The sequence below is a fragment of the Nocardioides pocheonensis genome, from assembly GCF_003725535.1.
Taxonomy (GTDB): Bacteria; Actinomycetota; Actinomycetes; order Propionibacteriales; family Nocardioidaceae; genus Marmoricola; species Marmoricola pocheonensis.
On the sequence record NZ_RJSF01000040.1, the window covers coordinates 337804 to 351324 of the forward strand.

A 13521-nucleotide genomic window follows, 5' to 3' on the forward strand; every position below is an offset into this window, starting at 1 on the left:
ATGGCAGACTGCCCGGATGCAGTCGCCCAACGAACGCGCTTTCGCCGGCAACAACGAGTCCGCCGCCCGGTGGTTCGCCACGCAGCCGAACTGGTGGGACGAGCACTTCCACGGTGCAGTGAAGGACGCGTTCGACACGCTCCACGGCAGCGGCGTGAGCACCTCCGGCAAGGACCTCCTCGACGTCGGCTGCGGTGACGGCATCATCAGCCTCGGGCTGCTGCGCAACGGTGACCTGCGCAGTGTGATGGGCATCGACATCGTCGACGTCGACCGTGACTTCCTCGACACCGAGGCCGAGCGGCACGGGGTCGAGCCGGTCGGCCCGGAGGAGGCTCTCCGGTTCGTCCGGTCGGAGCCCGACACGGTCCCGGCCCCCGACGAGTCCTTCGACCTCGCGACCGCGTGGTCGGTGTTCGAGCACGTCACGCACCCGCGGCCACTCCTCGCCGAGGTGCTGCGCGTGCTGCGTCCCGGTGGCGTCTTCTTCCTCCAGGTCTGGCCGCTCTGGTTCTCCGAGCACGGCTCGCACCTGTGGCCGTTCTTCGACGAGACCTTCGTCCACCTGACCAAGTCGCCTGAGGAGATCCGGGCCCACCTCGACGAGCGGCTCGGATCCGGTCCGCTGGCCTCGGGGATGTTCGACCTGTACCAGTCGTGCAACCGGCTGACCGTGGACGACATCCAGGCCGCGCTCCGCGCTGTCGGCTTCCACCTCGGGATGGTCCGCCTGAGCGGATCGGCGATCCACGTGCCGCCGCAGCTCCAGGACGTCCCGGTGTCGAAGCTGGCGATCGAGGGATTCTCGATCATCGCCGTGAAGCCCGGCTGACCCGACGCAACGTCCCTCGGGGTGTTCGGGGCCTCCTCAGCGGAGCCAGGGCGTGGAGCAGTCCGCCGGTACGCCGGTCTCCTTCGCCGTCCGGTCGAGGACCCGGCAGCCGTGACCGTCGTCGGCGGCGACGTTGCCGACCCAGACGGTGTCGATGCAGAGGTCGCGGGCGCGCGACGACAACGTGAGCGCGACGGTCGAGACCTCGTGCCCGTCCAGGCGATCGACCACGGCGACGTGCGTTCCTGCCGGCAGCGTCGTCAGGGCGTTGTTGAACGAGGTACCGGCAGCGCTGACCGCGGAGGCCCGCATGCGCACGGGAGTGGAGGTCGAGTACCGGACCAGCAGGAACAGGGCGTCGGACGTGAGCGTCCGGGGCAGCTTGGCGGTCACGATCGAGGCCCGGCGTCCGTTGACGCACGAGGCGCCACCCACGGAGCGCAGCGTGGCGCGACTGCCGGCACCGAGCGCGATCGCCTTCGAGCCGCCAGCGACCTGGGCGAGGCCGACCGGGTGCGCGGTCCGCACGTGTCCGGAGTCGAGGACCACGATCTTCGTCGGGGACGTGGGAGAGAGGTGCTGCCGGACAGAGGGAACGAGCGAGAAGATCCCTGGCTGGTCCGTGTAGGGGTCCAGGAAGTCGGGGGCGACGTCTCGGGGGACCATGAACCGCAGCAGGTCGTAGTCATCGGTGCGCTGCGCCAGCTCGCTGCGCGCACGACCGATGTACCCGTGGGCGGGAGTCTCCTGGTTGTTCGTGATCACGGAGTGCCACTGGACCGCGGTCGTCAGCAGGACCGCGACGACCGCAACACCGAGCACCTGGTCCATCAGCCGGCGCCGGTCGCCGGCGGGAGTCTCGCGCGGCGGCAGCGCCCCCAGTCCGAGCAGGATCGCGAGGACCGTGGCGAGGTGGACGTCCACGAAGTACTGCAGGTCGCGCGACTGCCAGATCGCGTCCGCGACGCCGAGTCGGCCCGCCGCGAGCAGACCAAGGTTGACGACGTACGTCGCGGCGAGGAAGAAGGCGCACTTCCAGACCCCGTGCCGACGTGCTGCGATGAACGCGCCCACGGCCAGCAGCAGCAGGGCACCCAGGACCGTCGGCACCTCCACCCAGCCGGCATCGGGCGCGGAGCGGACCCCGACGAGCGACGGCAGGTAGCTCCGCAGCGTGCCGCTCGCCATGAAGAGGACCGCCTGGTGCAACGACCCCGGCTGTGGTGCGGAGTCGAAGACGAACAACCGGTAGACGAGGTAGGCCAGGGTGACGAGGGCGAACGGCGCCCACAGCACGGCCTCCCGCCGGAACCATGCCCGCGACCACCGTTCCTCGGGCAGGTCGCCGACGCCGAACAGGTAGCGGATCAGCACGAGGTAGCCCACGGTGATCAGCGGGCGTTCCTGGACCAGCAGGCCGGTCGTCAGTCCGGCCAACGACACGAGCAGGGCCAGCCGACCTCCGCTGCGGCAGTGGGCGACGAAGCCGGCGATGCAGATCGTCATGCAGGCGGCGGCGCCGAGGACGTGGACCGAAGCGCCCCACCACAGCACGACCCGGAGCAGTGGCACCGACGTGGCTCCCACGACGGCGAGCACCAGCACCGTCCGGCTACGTCCCAGGAGCGACTGACCGGTCCAGGCGAGCGCCAGGAACACCAGCGTCCCCAGCGTGGCCGGGACGACGGCCGCGAGCCGGTAGTCCAGGTCTCCGTACCTCTCCAGCAGGAGGTAGGCGAGCCTGGTCACCGGCGCGAAGTGTCCGTAGTTGTTGACCGCGAACCAGCCCAGGTCGATGTGCCCCTGGCGAGCGAGCTGCAGGTAGAGGAAGTCGTCGGCGAAGAACTGTGACCCCAGCACCTGGGCGAGGTAGAGGCCGATCCACACGGCGACGCCGCCGGCGATCCACAGCGACCGCCATGCTCGGCGCGGCACCTCGCCGGACGGCTCGCCTTCCGCGACCGCGGCCTGATCGGCCTGATCGGCCAGGTCGGGCTGGGTCATCGAGCCTCCCGTGCGGCCAGCTGCTTTCCACCAGTCCCGGATTACCGGAGGTCGCGACCCTAGCAGGGGCGGACCGCCGGGTCCTGGATTGGTAGCGTGGCCGACATGCTTCCTCGAACCACCCCCGCCACCTCGTGACGGCCGTCCAGAACCTGCCGGCGGAGCTTGCGGGGGCCGCGGCCCTCGAGGGCGTCTCCGTCCGTCGCTCCGAGGGCGATCCGGAGGTGTTCCTCCTCGTGCCACCCGACGACGTGCCGGAGCCCGAGGTGACCATCCTCGTGCCCGCGGTCAACGAGGCGATCACGATCGCCGAGTTCGTCTCCTGGTGCCACGAAGGGCTTCGGGACGCTGGGACGACGGGGGAGATCCTCATCGTCGACAGCTCCGAGGACGACACCCCCACGATCGCGGTGTCAGGGGGCGCTCGCGTGCTCCACACGCCGCGTCGCGGGCTCGGCCGGGCCTACATCGACGCGATCCCGTTCGTGCGCGGAAAGTACGTCGTGATGGGGGACGCCGACTGCACCTACGACTTCCGCCGGCTCGCGCCCTTCGTCGAGACCATGCGGTCCGGCACGGAGTACGCCATGGGCTCCCGCTGGAAGGGCTCGATCGAGCCAGGAGCGATGCCCTGGCTCCACCAGTACTTCGGCACCCCCGTGACGACCTGGATCCTGAACCGCGTCTACGGCAGCAAGTTCAGCGACATCCACTGCGGCATGCGCGGCATCACCCGCGACGCACTGGTGCGGATGGGCATCACGTCGCAGTCCTGGGAGTACGCCTCCGAGATGGTGCTCAAGTCCGTCCGCATGGGGCTGGTGACCAGGGAGGTCCCGGTCACCTTCCTCAAGGACCGGGAGGGCCGGCTGTCGCACCACAAGCGCTCGGGATGGTTCTCCCCGTTCGCGGCCGCCTGGATCAACCTGCGCGCGATGTTCGTGAACGGCGCGGAGTTCTTCCTCTTCAAACCGGGGATCCTCGCGTTCGTCCTCGGGCTCCTGATGGTGCTGCCGCTGTCGTTCGGCGACATCACGGTCGGGTCCATCACCTTCAGCCTCCTCACGATGCTCGTCGGCGTGGTCCTGGGCACGATCGGGCTGCACAGCTTCTACCTGGGCTGCCTGGCGCACGTCTTCCTGGACTACGGCGGCAACCACCGCGAACGATGGCGGCGCCTGTTCTCCTACACGCGGGCCGTGCTCACGGCGATGGCGATCTTCACCCTCGGGCTCGGCCTGTTCGCGGCCCTCGTCGTCCGGTTCTTCACCGACGGCCGGACGCTCCCGGCCGCGTCGGCGACGATCAACCATCTCGGGGTGCTCGGGCTCTTCCTCATGATCGTCGGCTTCTCGACCTTCTCGTTCACCCTGCTCCTCCACGCCACGGGGGTCCGGTACGGTCCGGCGGCCAGCGATGAGTGACTCCGCGAACCGGACCAGCGCGTTCGGTGAGTCCGGCAAGGTGACCGTGGTCGACCGGTTCGGCGTCTGGCTGTCCAAGCGCCAGATCGAGAAGGTCGTGGGATCGGTCAAGGGCAAGGACGTCGCCGACGTCGGCTGCGGGTACGACGCGACGTTCATGCGCCGGGTGATGTCCGAGGTCGGCTCGGCAACGCTGATCGACGTCTCGCTCGCGCCCGACCTGCGTCAGTACGAGGGGACGCGAGTCATCGAGGGTCTGCTTCCCGACGCGATGGACGAGATCGCCGACTCCTCGCTCGACGTCGTGCTGTGCATGTCGGTGGTCGAGCACCTGTGGGAGCCGGACCGGACCATCGCCCAGATGCACCGTGTCCTGCGACCCGGTGGCGTGTGCGCGATCAACGTGCCGTCCTGGCGGGGCAAGCGCGCTCTGGAGTTCTCCGCCTTCCGCCTGGGGCTCTCCCCGGCCGAGGAGATGGACGACCACAAGATGTACTACGATCCCCGGGATCTGTGGCCGCTCATGGTTCGGGCCGGATTCCAGCCACATGCGATCCGTTGCTTTCGGCACAAGTTCGGGTTGAACACCTTCGCGGTCGCCACCAAGGACGAAGCGGGGAGAGCATGAGCTTCAGCAAGGACTTCCTCAGGGAGAGCGTCGCCGTCATCGACGCGCTCGACACGGACACGATCGAGGCGGTCGCCCTCGGATTGGCCGACGTGCGGGAGCGGGAGGGCCGACTCTTCATCCTGGGAGTCGGTGGGTCCGCCGGGCACGCCAGCCACGCGGTGAACGACTTCCGCAAGATCTGCGCCCTCGAGTCCTACACGCCCACGGACAACGTCTCCGAGCTCACGGCGCGCGCGAACGACGAGGGTTGGGACACCACGTTCTCCGCGTGGCTCAAGGGCTCGCGGATCGGCTCCAAGGACGCGGTCCTCGTGTTCTCCGTCGGCGGCGGCAACGCCGAGGCGAAGGTCTCGACGAACATCGTGGCGGCGCTCGAGCTCGCGAAGGAGCGGGGTGCGTCGATCTACGGGATCGTCGGTCGTGACGGGGGCACCACTGCTCAGCTGGCCGACGCCGCCGTGGTCGTGCCGCCGCTGTTCCCGAACCACGTGACGCCCCACACCGAGGGCCTCGCCGCGGTGATCTGGCACCTCCTCGTCACGCACCCGGCGCTGTCACGAGCGGCTACCCGCTGGGAGTCGCTCACGTGACGGCTGCGCCGATCGAGCGCGTCTGCGTCGTCGGGGGAGCCGGTTTCATCGGCAGCCACTTCGTCGCGCGGCTGCTCGGGGACGAGTCGACCCGTCGCGTCACCGTTTTCGACAACTTCTCGTCCGGCCGCGAGTGGCACCTCGCCGAGGTGAAGGACGACCCCCGGCTCGGCGTCGTGCGGGACGACGTCGGCAACCTCGACGCGCTCACCCGGGCTGTCGACGGACACGACACCGTCATCCACCTCGCCTCGAACCCGGACATCGCCGCGGCGGTGACGAATCCGGCGATCGACTTCGACCAGGGCACCCGGCTGACCCACCACGTCGCCGAGGCGGTGCGGAAGGCCGGGGTCGGCCGGGTCCTCTACGCCTCGGGGAGCGGCGTGTACGGCGATCTCGGCGAGATCGAGGCGCGTGAGGACCACGGGCCGATGGTGCCCACGTCGACCTACGGTGCGAGCAAGCTCGCCGGTGAGGCGCTGCTCGCGTCGTACGCCGCGATGTTCGACCTGACGGTCCGTGCGTTCCGCTTCGGCAACGTGGTCGGCTCCCACCAGACCCATGGCGTCGGCTACGACTTCGTGCGGCGTCTCATCGCCGACCCCACGCGACTGCGGATCCTCGGCGACGGCCGGCAGAGCAAGTCCTACATCCACGTCGAGGACATCGTCGACGCGGTGCTCCTGGCCGGCTCGCTGGCCGAAACCCCGTTCGACGCGTTCAACGTGGCGACGGGCGACTACGTGACGGTCACCGAGATCGCCGAGCTGGCGACGCAGGTGGTCGGGATCGCGGCCGGGGAGACGGTCTTCGAGTACACCGGAGGTGCTCGAGGCTGGAAGGGCGACGTGCCGATCGTGCGGATCAACACCGACAAGATCCGCGGTCTCGGGTGGGTGAACCGGCGGTCGGGAGTCGAGGCGCTGCGTGACTCGATGACGTCGATGGCCGACGACGAGCGGGCGGGGCGGTTCGGCTGATGGCCGGTCGGCCCGCGGTGTTCCTCGACCGGGACGGAGTACTGGTCGAGTCGACCGTGACCGACGGTGTGCCCCTGCCGGCGCGCCGGGCCTCGGACCTCCGCCTGATCGAGGGTGCGGCAGCGGCGTGCGCCTCGCTCCACGGCGCCGGGCTGGCGCTCGTCGTCGTCACGAACCAGCCCGACGTCGCCCGCGGCTCGCTCGCCCGAGAGGACCTCGACGCGATGCACGTCCTGCTCCGCGACTGGCTGCCGGTCGACGAGATCGTGGTGTGCGCGCACGACGACGCCGACGACTGCACGTGCCGGAAGCCGCGCCCGGGCATGATTCTGGACGCGGCGGAGCGGATGGGGATCGACCTGCGGCGTAGTGTGCTGGTCGGGGACCGCTGGAGGGACATCGAGGCGGCCCGCCGCGCCGGGATCTCCTCGGTGCACATCGACTGGGGACATGGTGAGCCGCTCACATCGCCGGCAGACGCGACCTTTGGCAGTCTGGAGCAAGCAGTGCACCACATCCTCCGGGTCACGGGGACCGACGACCTCGCTGACGAGCCAGAGCAGCAGGCGCACCTGAACAGGAGCTGAGACAGTGAAGATTTTCGCCGACGGCGCGGACCTCGAGAGCCTGATCGCTCTTGTTGACGACCCTCGGATCTCGGGCTTCACGACGAATCCGACCTTGATGCGCAAGGCCGGCATCACGGACTACGAGGCGTTCGCCCACAAGGTCCTCGACACGATCACCGAGCACCCGATCTCGTTCGAGGTCTTCGCCGACGAGCCGGACGAGATGGTCCGGCAGGCCCGGCTGATCGCCGGGTGGGGTCCGAACGTCTACGTCAAGATCCCGGTGACCGACACCAAGGGCACCTCGTCGGCGCCCGTGATCCGCGAGCTCTCGGCTGACGGGGTGCACCTGAACGTCACGGCGCTGATGACCGTCGCCCAGGTCGAGGAGGTCGCCGCCGCGTCGTCCGGCGGACCGGGTCACATCGTGTCGGTGTTCGCCGGCAGGATCGCCGACACCGGTCGGGACCCGATTCCGATCATGAAGGAGTCGCTCGAGGCGCTCGCCCACGATCCGGGGCTCGAGCTGCTCTGGGCCAGCCCGCGAGAGGTCCTCAACGTGGTCCAGGCGCAGGAGACCGGCGTGCACATCATCACGGTCACCCACGACCTGCTGGCGAAGCTCGACGGGCTCGGCAAGGACCTCGACCAGTTCTCGCTCGAGACCGTGCAGATGTTCCACGACGACGCGCGTGCGGCGGGATTCGTCCTGTGAGCGAGGCGCGCCTCAATCCCGACGGCACCGACCAGGACGACTGGGACGACCACTGGGACAGGTACGGCGAGGCTGCCAAGGGCAACCCCGCCAACGACTACCGCCACGCGATGATCCTCAAGCTGCTGGGACCCCTCCCGAAGGGATCCGTCCTGCTGGACATCGGCAGTGGCCAGGGCCAGTTCGCCGTGGACTACCAGGCGGAGAATCCCGACGTCACCGTGTTCGGCGTGGAGTACAGCGGTGAGGGCGTCCGTCGAGCGCAGCAGTCGGCCGAGCGAGCCGGGGTGGGGGCCAGGTTCTTCGAGCGCAACCTGCTCGAGCCGGTGACGCTGGCCGCTGACCAGCTCCCAGCCACCCATGCGGTGTGCTCGGAGGTGCTCGAGCACGTCGAGGACCCGACCACCCTCATGCGCAACGCCCTCTCGCTGCTCGCGCCAGGAGCGAAGGTGGTCGTCACGGTCCCGGGCGGTCCGCGGTCCGCGTTCGACCGGCACATCGGCCACTTCCGTCACTTCACCGCCGCAGCGCTCCACGAGGTGCTCACCGACGCCGGTCTCGACGTCGACCGCGTGCTGCGGACCGGCTTCCCGTTCTTCAACCTCTACAAGCTGGCGGTGGTCGCACGCGGCGAGAAGCTGGTCGAGGACATGGCTCGTCGCGGCCCGGCCGACGAGAGCTCGGGGCTGGAGAAGGCGGTCACCGCGTTCTTCCGGCGTACGTTCCCCCACAACCGCGACGACAGCCGGTTCGGCTGGCAGCTCGCCGCGGTCGCCCACGTCCCCCTGGTCCGCTGATGCTGATCACGAGGACCCCGCTGAGGATCACCCTGGGTGGTGGTGGCACCGACCTGCCGTCGTACTACCAGGAGCACGGCGGCATGGTCGTGTCGGCCGCGATCAACAAGCACATCTACATCTCGGTCAACCGCACGTTCACCGACGACTACTTCCTCAAGTACTCCCAGCTCGAGCGCGTGGACAAGGTGGCGCAGATCGAGCACCCCATCGTGCGCGAGGTCCTGTCGATCCACGACATCGGACCGTCGGTGGAGATCGTCAGCACCGCGGACATCCCGGCCGGCACCGGCCTGGGCTCGTCGGGGTCGTTCACGGTCGGTCTCCTCAAGGCCGTCCACGCCGTCCAGCGCAACCACGTCAGCGCGGCCGACCTGGCGAGCGAGGCGTGCGAGATCGAGATCGACCGGCTCGGCCGTCGGGTCGGCAAGCAGGACCAGTACGTCGCCTCCTTCGGCGGGATCACGCGGTTCGACTTCAACCCCGACGGGACCGTCGGGGTCGAGCCGGCTCGGCTCTCGGCCGACACGGTCGCCGACCTCGAGCAGCACCTCCTGATGTTCTTCACCGGCTACTCGCGCGCTGCCGACGAGGTGCTCGCCGAGCAGGACCGCAAGTCGAAGGACGGGGACGCCGAGATGATCGACAACCTGCACTTCGTCAAGGACCTCGGCCTGCGTCAGCTCGCCGCCCTGGAGGCTGACCGGACCGACGTCTTCGCGGACCTCATGCACGAGCACTGGCTGAACAAGAAGAAGCGCTCGACGTCGATGTCGAACGACCGGATCGACCACCTCTACCGCGTCGGTCGCGACCACGGCGCCCTCGGCGGCAAGCTGGTCGGCGCGGGTGCCGGTGGCTTCCTCATGTTCTACGCCGCGGACACCCGGAGGCTCCGGGCGGCGATGCGCGAGGAGGGCATGGCGGAGCTCCGCTTCGGGGTGGACCAGGGCGGCAGCACCGTGCTCGTCCGGGAGTAGGAGAGCCATGCAGTGCGTCATCCTCGCCGGGGGCCTCGGCACCAGGATGTGGCCGGTCGCGGAGTCCGTCCCGAAGACCCTGCTCCCGGTGGCGGGCCGGCCGTTCGCGGACTGGCAGCTCAGGTGGCTGGTTCGCTCGGGCATCGACTCGGTCGTCTACTGCATCGGCTACCTCGGCGAGCAGATCCGTGACTTCGTGGGTGACGGTGGCGCGTGGGGCCTCTCGGTCCGGTACGTCGACGAGGGCGACCAGCTCAGGGGCACCGCGGGAGCGCTGCGCCTCGCCGCCGACGAGGGCGTGCTGGACGACAGCTTCCTCGTCCTCTACGGCGACTCGTGGCTGCAGGTCGACCCCGGTGACGTGTTCCGCGCGAGCGAGGCGTCCGGGCTCCCAGCACTGATGACCGTCTTCGAGAACGAGGGCCGGTGGGACGGCAGCAACGTCGTCTACCGCGACGGACGGGTGCTGCGCTACGAGAAGGGGCTCGACCCGGTGCCCGCGGACATGCGCTGGATCGACTACGGCCTGTCGGTCTACACCCGAGCGGTGATCGAGGCCCACGTCGGACCCGACGAGGTCGCCGACCTCGCGCCGATCTGCACGGCCCTCGCGGCCGGCGGCCGGCTGGCCGGCTACCCGGTGACCGAGCGGTTCTACGAGATCGGGTCGCCGTCGGGCCACAGCGAGCTCTCCGACCTGCTGCGCGCCCAGGACGCCGAGCCCCGGAACCCGTCAGGAGACCCCCGAGAGCACGATCCGGTCGACCGGTGAGCCACCCTCCTGGAGCAGGTTGAGCCGATCGGCCTCGACCCCGCGCCACGCGAGACAGCTCCCGACGCGCACCCGGAGTGCCCGGAGATCCGGAAGGGTGCGGGCCCTGATCACGTGACCGGCTGAGCCGGCGGGCCCGCCGTCCACCAGGGTGAGCGTGCTGGCTCCCATCGCGTGCCCACCCGAGGACAGCGTGGCGAGGTGGTAGTCGGAGAGCCGCAGCCCCGCAGGGACCTCGACCGGCGACAGCGTGCCCGTCGACGTCTGCAGCGAGTCCAGCCGGCCCAGGGGCGCCGACCCCGGCCGACGGGTCGCGGGAGCGTCGTCCTCGCCGTCGGCCACGGCGAGCGGGGTCGAGCCGCTGGCGCCGATCGCGACGACCTGGACGTCTCCGGCCGCCGGGATCACCACGTCCGCGTCGAAGCCGGCCTGCGCAGCGCCGGCGATCCCGATCGTGGCCGCGAGCCGCGGTCGGGGCTCGTGCGCGGCCAGGGTCGCGACCGTGGTCCCGCCGACGCGGACGACGATCGTCCGGACACCGGCGTCGGTCGTGGGGTCGTACGCCCAGCCGGAGACCACGAGCCGGCGTACGGAGCTGGGCCGACCGACGCCCAGCGTGACCGGCGTGCCCGAACCCGCGGACGGCAGGTAGGCCGCGGCGAGGCCCCAGTCGCAGGTCGAGCGGTCCAGGTCGGTCGTCTCCGGGGGCTCGGCGAGGGCCGGCAGGGCGGGGCGGGAGCGCACCAGGTCGTTGCGCAGCAGGAAGAGCATGCCGTGGCTCCGGACCACCGGCGTCCAGCCGGAGAGCACGAAGTCCGAGACGAGGTAGTGGCGCACCTGGTTGCTGACGCCGTCCCAGGTCGCCAGCCCGAAGAGGTCGCTGTCGAAGACCACGACGCGGGGACGGGCCACCTCGAGCCGGCGGACCAGGTCGCGCTGCGCGTCCGGGGCGATCGCCATGCTCACGTGGAAGTACCGCGTCGCCGGGGCCGTGTGGAGCAGGAAATGGACGATGCCGGGGCTGTTGCTGAAGTCGAAGACCGGACCGTCCCCGCCCAGGCTCCGTACGACGGCCCCGAGGTCCGAGAGGGTGTCCGGCGCCATCGCCTGGGCGGCGTGGTAGCCGATGCCGGGCGTGCGCAGGCCCGATGCGGTCGCGACCGCTCTGCCGGGGGCGTCCCAGGCCGCGGAGGCGGTCACGGGGACGGCCACCAGGAGGAAGGCGGTGGCGAGCGTGGGGAGCGGCAGACTGCTCGTGAGCCTGGGCCCGGCCAGCGTGCCGGAGCGCCACCGGCTCTCGAGGCGGCCGAAGCCCACGGCGAGCCAGACGAACACGAGGGGGAGTGCGGCGGTGACCGACTGCTGCACGTGCGGGTCGTCGAAGCGTCCGACCGCCTTCTCGCCGTACAGGCCGGCGAACAGTGCGGTCGCCAGCAGCAGCCAGGTGATCTCGTCGGTGGGCCGGCGCTCGAGGAGGGCGCGTCCGAGGACGGCGAAGGTGACCACGACGAGCGCCGTCGTGGCGCAGAAGGTCAGGTACCACGCGGTCGAGACGTACGGGCCGACGGGCAGGGTGCCCGACTCCGCGTGCCCGGGGCCGAAGAGCCGGTAGTAGCCGACGAAGTCGGACGCCGCGTGCTGGGTCGCCAGGTAGAGCAGCCACACCGCCGACAAGGCCGCGCCCGTCACGCCGAACGTCACCGTCCGGCGCAGCCCGGAGACGACTGAGTCGCCAGGCGTCCGCTGGACGACGTCGGCGGCCAGGAGAGCCACGGCGCAGGCGACCACCTGGTACACCGCCTCGGGGACGAGGACCGCCTCGACGAACAGGCCAAAGGTCAGTGCCACCGTCCAGGCGGGGGAGCGCGTGCGGATCGCCTGTCCGAGGATCACGAACACGTACGCCGCGCCGAGCCACCGGTCCGGGAACGCGAGGTGCTGTGCGGCCGTGACCGCCAGCACAAGGGCGGGCACCGCCGCGAACGCCCGTCCGCGTGCGGACCACGCGCCGAGGGCGTAGAGACCGATCCAGCCGAGCGGGATCCAGACGACGCCGGACGCAGCCTGCGAGCCCCAGAGGCTGTGCTCGAAGAGGTGGAACCCGACGACACTCCTCAGCGCGTCCTCGAAGACGCCGTGGATGAAGATGAAGTCGCGCCACGGGAAGAAGCCGTGGCCCAGGAGGTCGGCCCCGGTCACGCCCTGCATGTCGTCGAAGCCCTCGATGCGCACGACCTGGCCGGGCATCCTCGCGACCAGCAGGAACAGGACGGCGGGCACGACCAGCGTTGTCGCCGCCCGGCTCCCGAGCCGTGCGAGCGAACCGCCCCGCCGGTGTGTCCGGGCGAGGTGGAGGCAGAGCAGGCCGACCACGACGAGTGGGCACCACCAGGGGAGCCAGCGCCAGTGGTCGCGACCGGCCCGGTCGACCTCGACCGCGCTCCCGTGCGCGAACAGCCAGACCGCGACCGGAGCGAGGAGTCCTGACACGAGCCCGTTCACCGTGGCCACGGCCGCGGGCAGGTCCTGGGCCGCACGGCGAGCCACGAGCGCGCCCAGGGCGACCACCGAGCCGGCGTACGCGACGGCGGCGAGGGAGCCCCCCAGGTCGACGTGGCCGCCCGGTGAGGCGGAGACGGTGCTCACTGCGAGAGCGACGAGTGCGCTGCTCAGGACGACCTGCGCAGCTGTGGTCACACGCCCCTCCCGAGCGCCCACGGGGGCCGCAGACCCGACGGGGCCCGTGGGCCAGGGGTCGAGGTGGTCGCCCGAAGTGTCCGACGGCGAGCTGAAGCGGCGGCGGAGCAGCGCGACGACCAGGACGAGGCAGAGCGGGAGGACCCAGACGACCAGGCGGTAGACGAGGAACTGGCGGTGGAAGTCGAAGCCGGCGAAGGAGGGATAGCCGACGATCTCGACCGGGGGCGCCAGGCCTTCGGCCACGGCACGCCAGCCGACGACCCCAGCCACGCAGACCAGCAGGACGACCAGCACGCGAACCGCGGCACCTGGGCGACCCTTGACCGGCTCGTGACCCTTCACGTCAGGGTCGGGGGTGCTCATGCCGCGCTCCCGTCGGTCTCCTGGTCGGTCACGGGTCGGGTGCAACCGCGGCGACCCTACAACGCCGCGCGGGCCGGGCGCGGGCGACGCGCGCGACGCCGGGCGCGGATCGACCACCGCCTCCGCACAGGTAGAGTGCTGCGGAGAAATCGACCCACGAG

The 13521-nt window shown here is 70.5% G+C and carries 12 protein-coding genes; 10 read left to right on the forward strand and 2 right to left on the reverse strand.

The annotated features are described in order from the left end of the window. Positions 1 to 16: 16 nt before the first annotated feature. The gene (locus EFL26_RS12510; protein WP_123223196.1) at positions 17 to 832 is read left to right on the forward strand and encodes a class I SAM-dependent methyltransferase; all 816 of its coding nucleotides are present in this window, start codon (positions 17 to 19) and stop codon (positions 830 to 832) included. Between the two features lie 36 nt (positions 833 to 868). On the opposite strand, the gene EFL26_RS12515 is transcribed toward EFL26_RS12510, so the two are convergent. Beyond that, on the reverse strand, positions 869 to 2836 hold the full coding sequence (locus EFL26_RS12515) for a hypothetical protein (protein ID WP_123223197.1): 1968 nt from the start codon (positions 2834 to 2836) through the stop codon (positions 869 to 871). A 134-nt stretch (positions 2837 to 2970) separates the two neighbouring features. On the opposite strand from EFL26_RS12515, the gene EFL26_RS12520 reads away from it, so the two are divergent. Genes EFL26_RS12520 through EFL26_RS12560 form a run of 9 tightly spaced genes read left to right on the forward strand, consistent with a single transcriptional unit; the run spans position 2971 to position 10297 of the window. Further along, positions 2971 to 4260, forward strand: coding sequence for a glycosyltransferase family 2 protein (locus tag EFL26_RS12520; RefSeq protein ID WP_221176938.1), 1290 nt, complete (start codon positions 2971 to 2973; stop codon positions 4258 to 4260). Continuing rightward, entirely contained in the window at positions 4253 to 4888 is a 636-nt protein-coding gene (locus tag EFL26_RS12525; protein WP_123223198.1) for a class I SAM-dependent methyltransferase, read from the forward strand. The genes EFL26_RS12520 and EFL26_RS12525 overlap by 8 nt, the downstream gene beginning before the upstream one ends. Next, the gene (locus EFL26_RS12530) at positions 4885 to 5481 is read left to right on the forward strand and encodes an SIS domain-containing protein (RefSeq protein ID WP_123223199.1); all 597 of its coding nucleotides are present in this window, start codon (positions 4885 to 4887) and stop codon (positions 5479 to 5481) included. Before EFL26_RS12525 ends, EFL26_RS12530 begins: the two co-directional genes overlap by 4 nt. After that, positions 5478 to 6464, forward strand: coding sequence for an NAD-dependent epimerase/dehydratase family protein (locus EFL26_RS12535; RefSeq protein WP_221176939.1), 987 nt, complete (start codon positions 5478 to 5480; stop codon positions 6462 to 6464). Before EFL26_RS12530 ends, EFL26_RS12535 begins: the two co-directional genes overlap by 4 nt. Further along, a complete protein-coding gene (locus EFL26_RS12540) occupies positions 6464 to 7051 on the forward strand; it encodes a D-glycero-alpha-D-manno-heptose-1,7-bisphosphate 7-phosphatase (protein ID WP_123223200.1) in 588 nt (195 codons plus the stop codon). The genes EFL26_RS12535 and EFL26_RS12540 overlap by 1 nt, the downstream gene beginning before the upstream one ends. Before the next feature lie 4 nt (positions 7052 to 7055). Beyond that, positions 7056 to 7748: a transaldolase gene (locus tag EFL26_RS12545; protein ID WP_123223201.1), complete on the forward strand. Its 693-nt coding sequence runs from the start codon at positions 7056 to 7058 to the stop codon at positions 7746 to 7748. Continuing rightward, positions 7745 to 8545, forward strand: coding sequence for a class I SAM-dependent methyltransferase (locus tag EFL26_RS12550; protein WP_123223202.1), 801 nt, complete (start codon positions 7745 to 7747; stop codon positions 8543 to 8545). Before EFL26_RS12545 ends, EFL26_RS12550 begins: the two co-directional genes overlap by 4 nt. Next, the gene (locus EFL26_RS12555; RefSeq protein WP_123223203.1) at positions 8545 to 9525 is read left to right on the forward strand and encodes a GHMP family kinase ATP-binding protein; all 981 of its coding nucleotides are present in this window, start codon (positions 8545 to 8547) and stop codon (positions 9523 to 9525) included. Before EFL26_RS12550 ends, EFL26_RS12555 begins: the two co-directional genes overlap by 1 nt. A gap of 7 nt (positions 9526 to 9532) precedes the next feature. Further along, positions 9533 to 10297 (forward strand): sugar phosphate nucleotidyltransferase, encoded by a 765-nt coding sequence (locus tag EFL26_RS12560; RefSeq protein ID WP_123223204.1) that lies wholly within the window; start codon positions 9533 to 9535, stop codon positions 10295 to 10297. Here the strand turns inward: EFL26_RS12560 and EFL26_RS12565 are convergent. Continuing rightward, positions 10259 to 13360: a hypothetical protein gene (locus EFL26_RS12565; protein ID WP_123223205.1), complete on the reverse strand. Its 3102-nt coding sequence runs from the start codon at positions 13358 to 13360 to the stop codon at positions 10259 to 10261. The genes EFL26_RS12560 and EFL26_RS12565 overlap by 39 nt on opposite strands. Positions 13361 to 13521: the final 161 nt, after the last annotated feature.

Bases quoted from the DNA above. Each gene is read 5' to 3' on its own strand.
- EFL26_RS12555 (WP_123223203.1), top strand. From the start codon at position 8,545: ATGCTGATCACGAGGACCCCGCTGAGGATCACCCTGGGTGGTGGTGGC.
- EFL26_RS12515 (WP_123223197.1), bottom strand. From the start codon at position 2,836: ATGACCCAGCCCGACCTGGCCGATCAGGCCGATCAGGCCGCGGTCGCG.
- EFL26_RS12525 (WP_123223198.1), top strand. From the start codon at position 4,253: ATGAGTGACTCCGCGAACCGGACCAGCGCGTTCGGTGAGTCCGGCAAG.
- EFL26_RS12560 (WP_123223204.1), top strand. From the start codon at position 9,533: ATGCAGTGCGTCATCCTCGCCGGGGGCCTCGGCACCAGGATGTGGCCG.
- EFL26_RS12540 (WP_123223200.1), top strand. From the start codon at position 6,464: ATGGCCGGTCGGCCCGCGGTGTTCCTCGACCGGGACGGAGTACTGGTC.
- EFL26_RS12510 (WP_123223196.1), top strand. From the start codon at position 17: ATGCAGTCGCCCAACGAACGCGCTTTCGCCGGCAACAACGAGTCCGCC.
- EFL26_RS12565 (WP_123223205.1), bottom strand. From the start codon at position 13,360: ATGAGCACCCCCGACCCTGACGTGAAGGGTCACGAGCCGGTCAAGGGT.
- EFL26_RS12530 (WP_123223199.1), top strand. From the start codon at position 4,885: ATGAGCTTCAGCAAGGACTTCCTCAGGGAGAGCGTCGCCGTCATCGAC.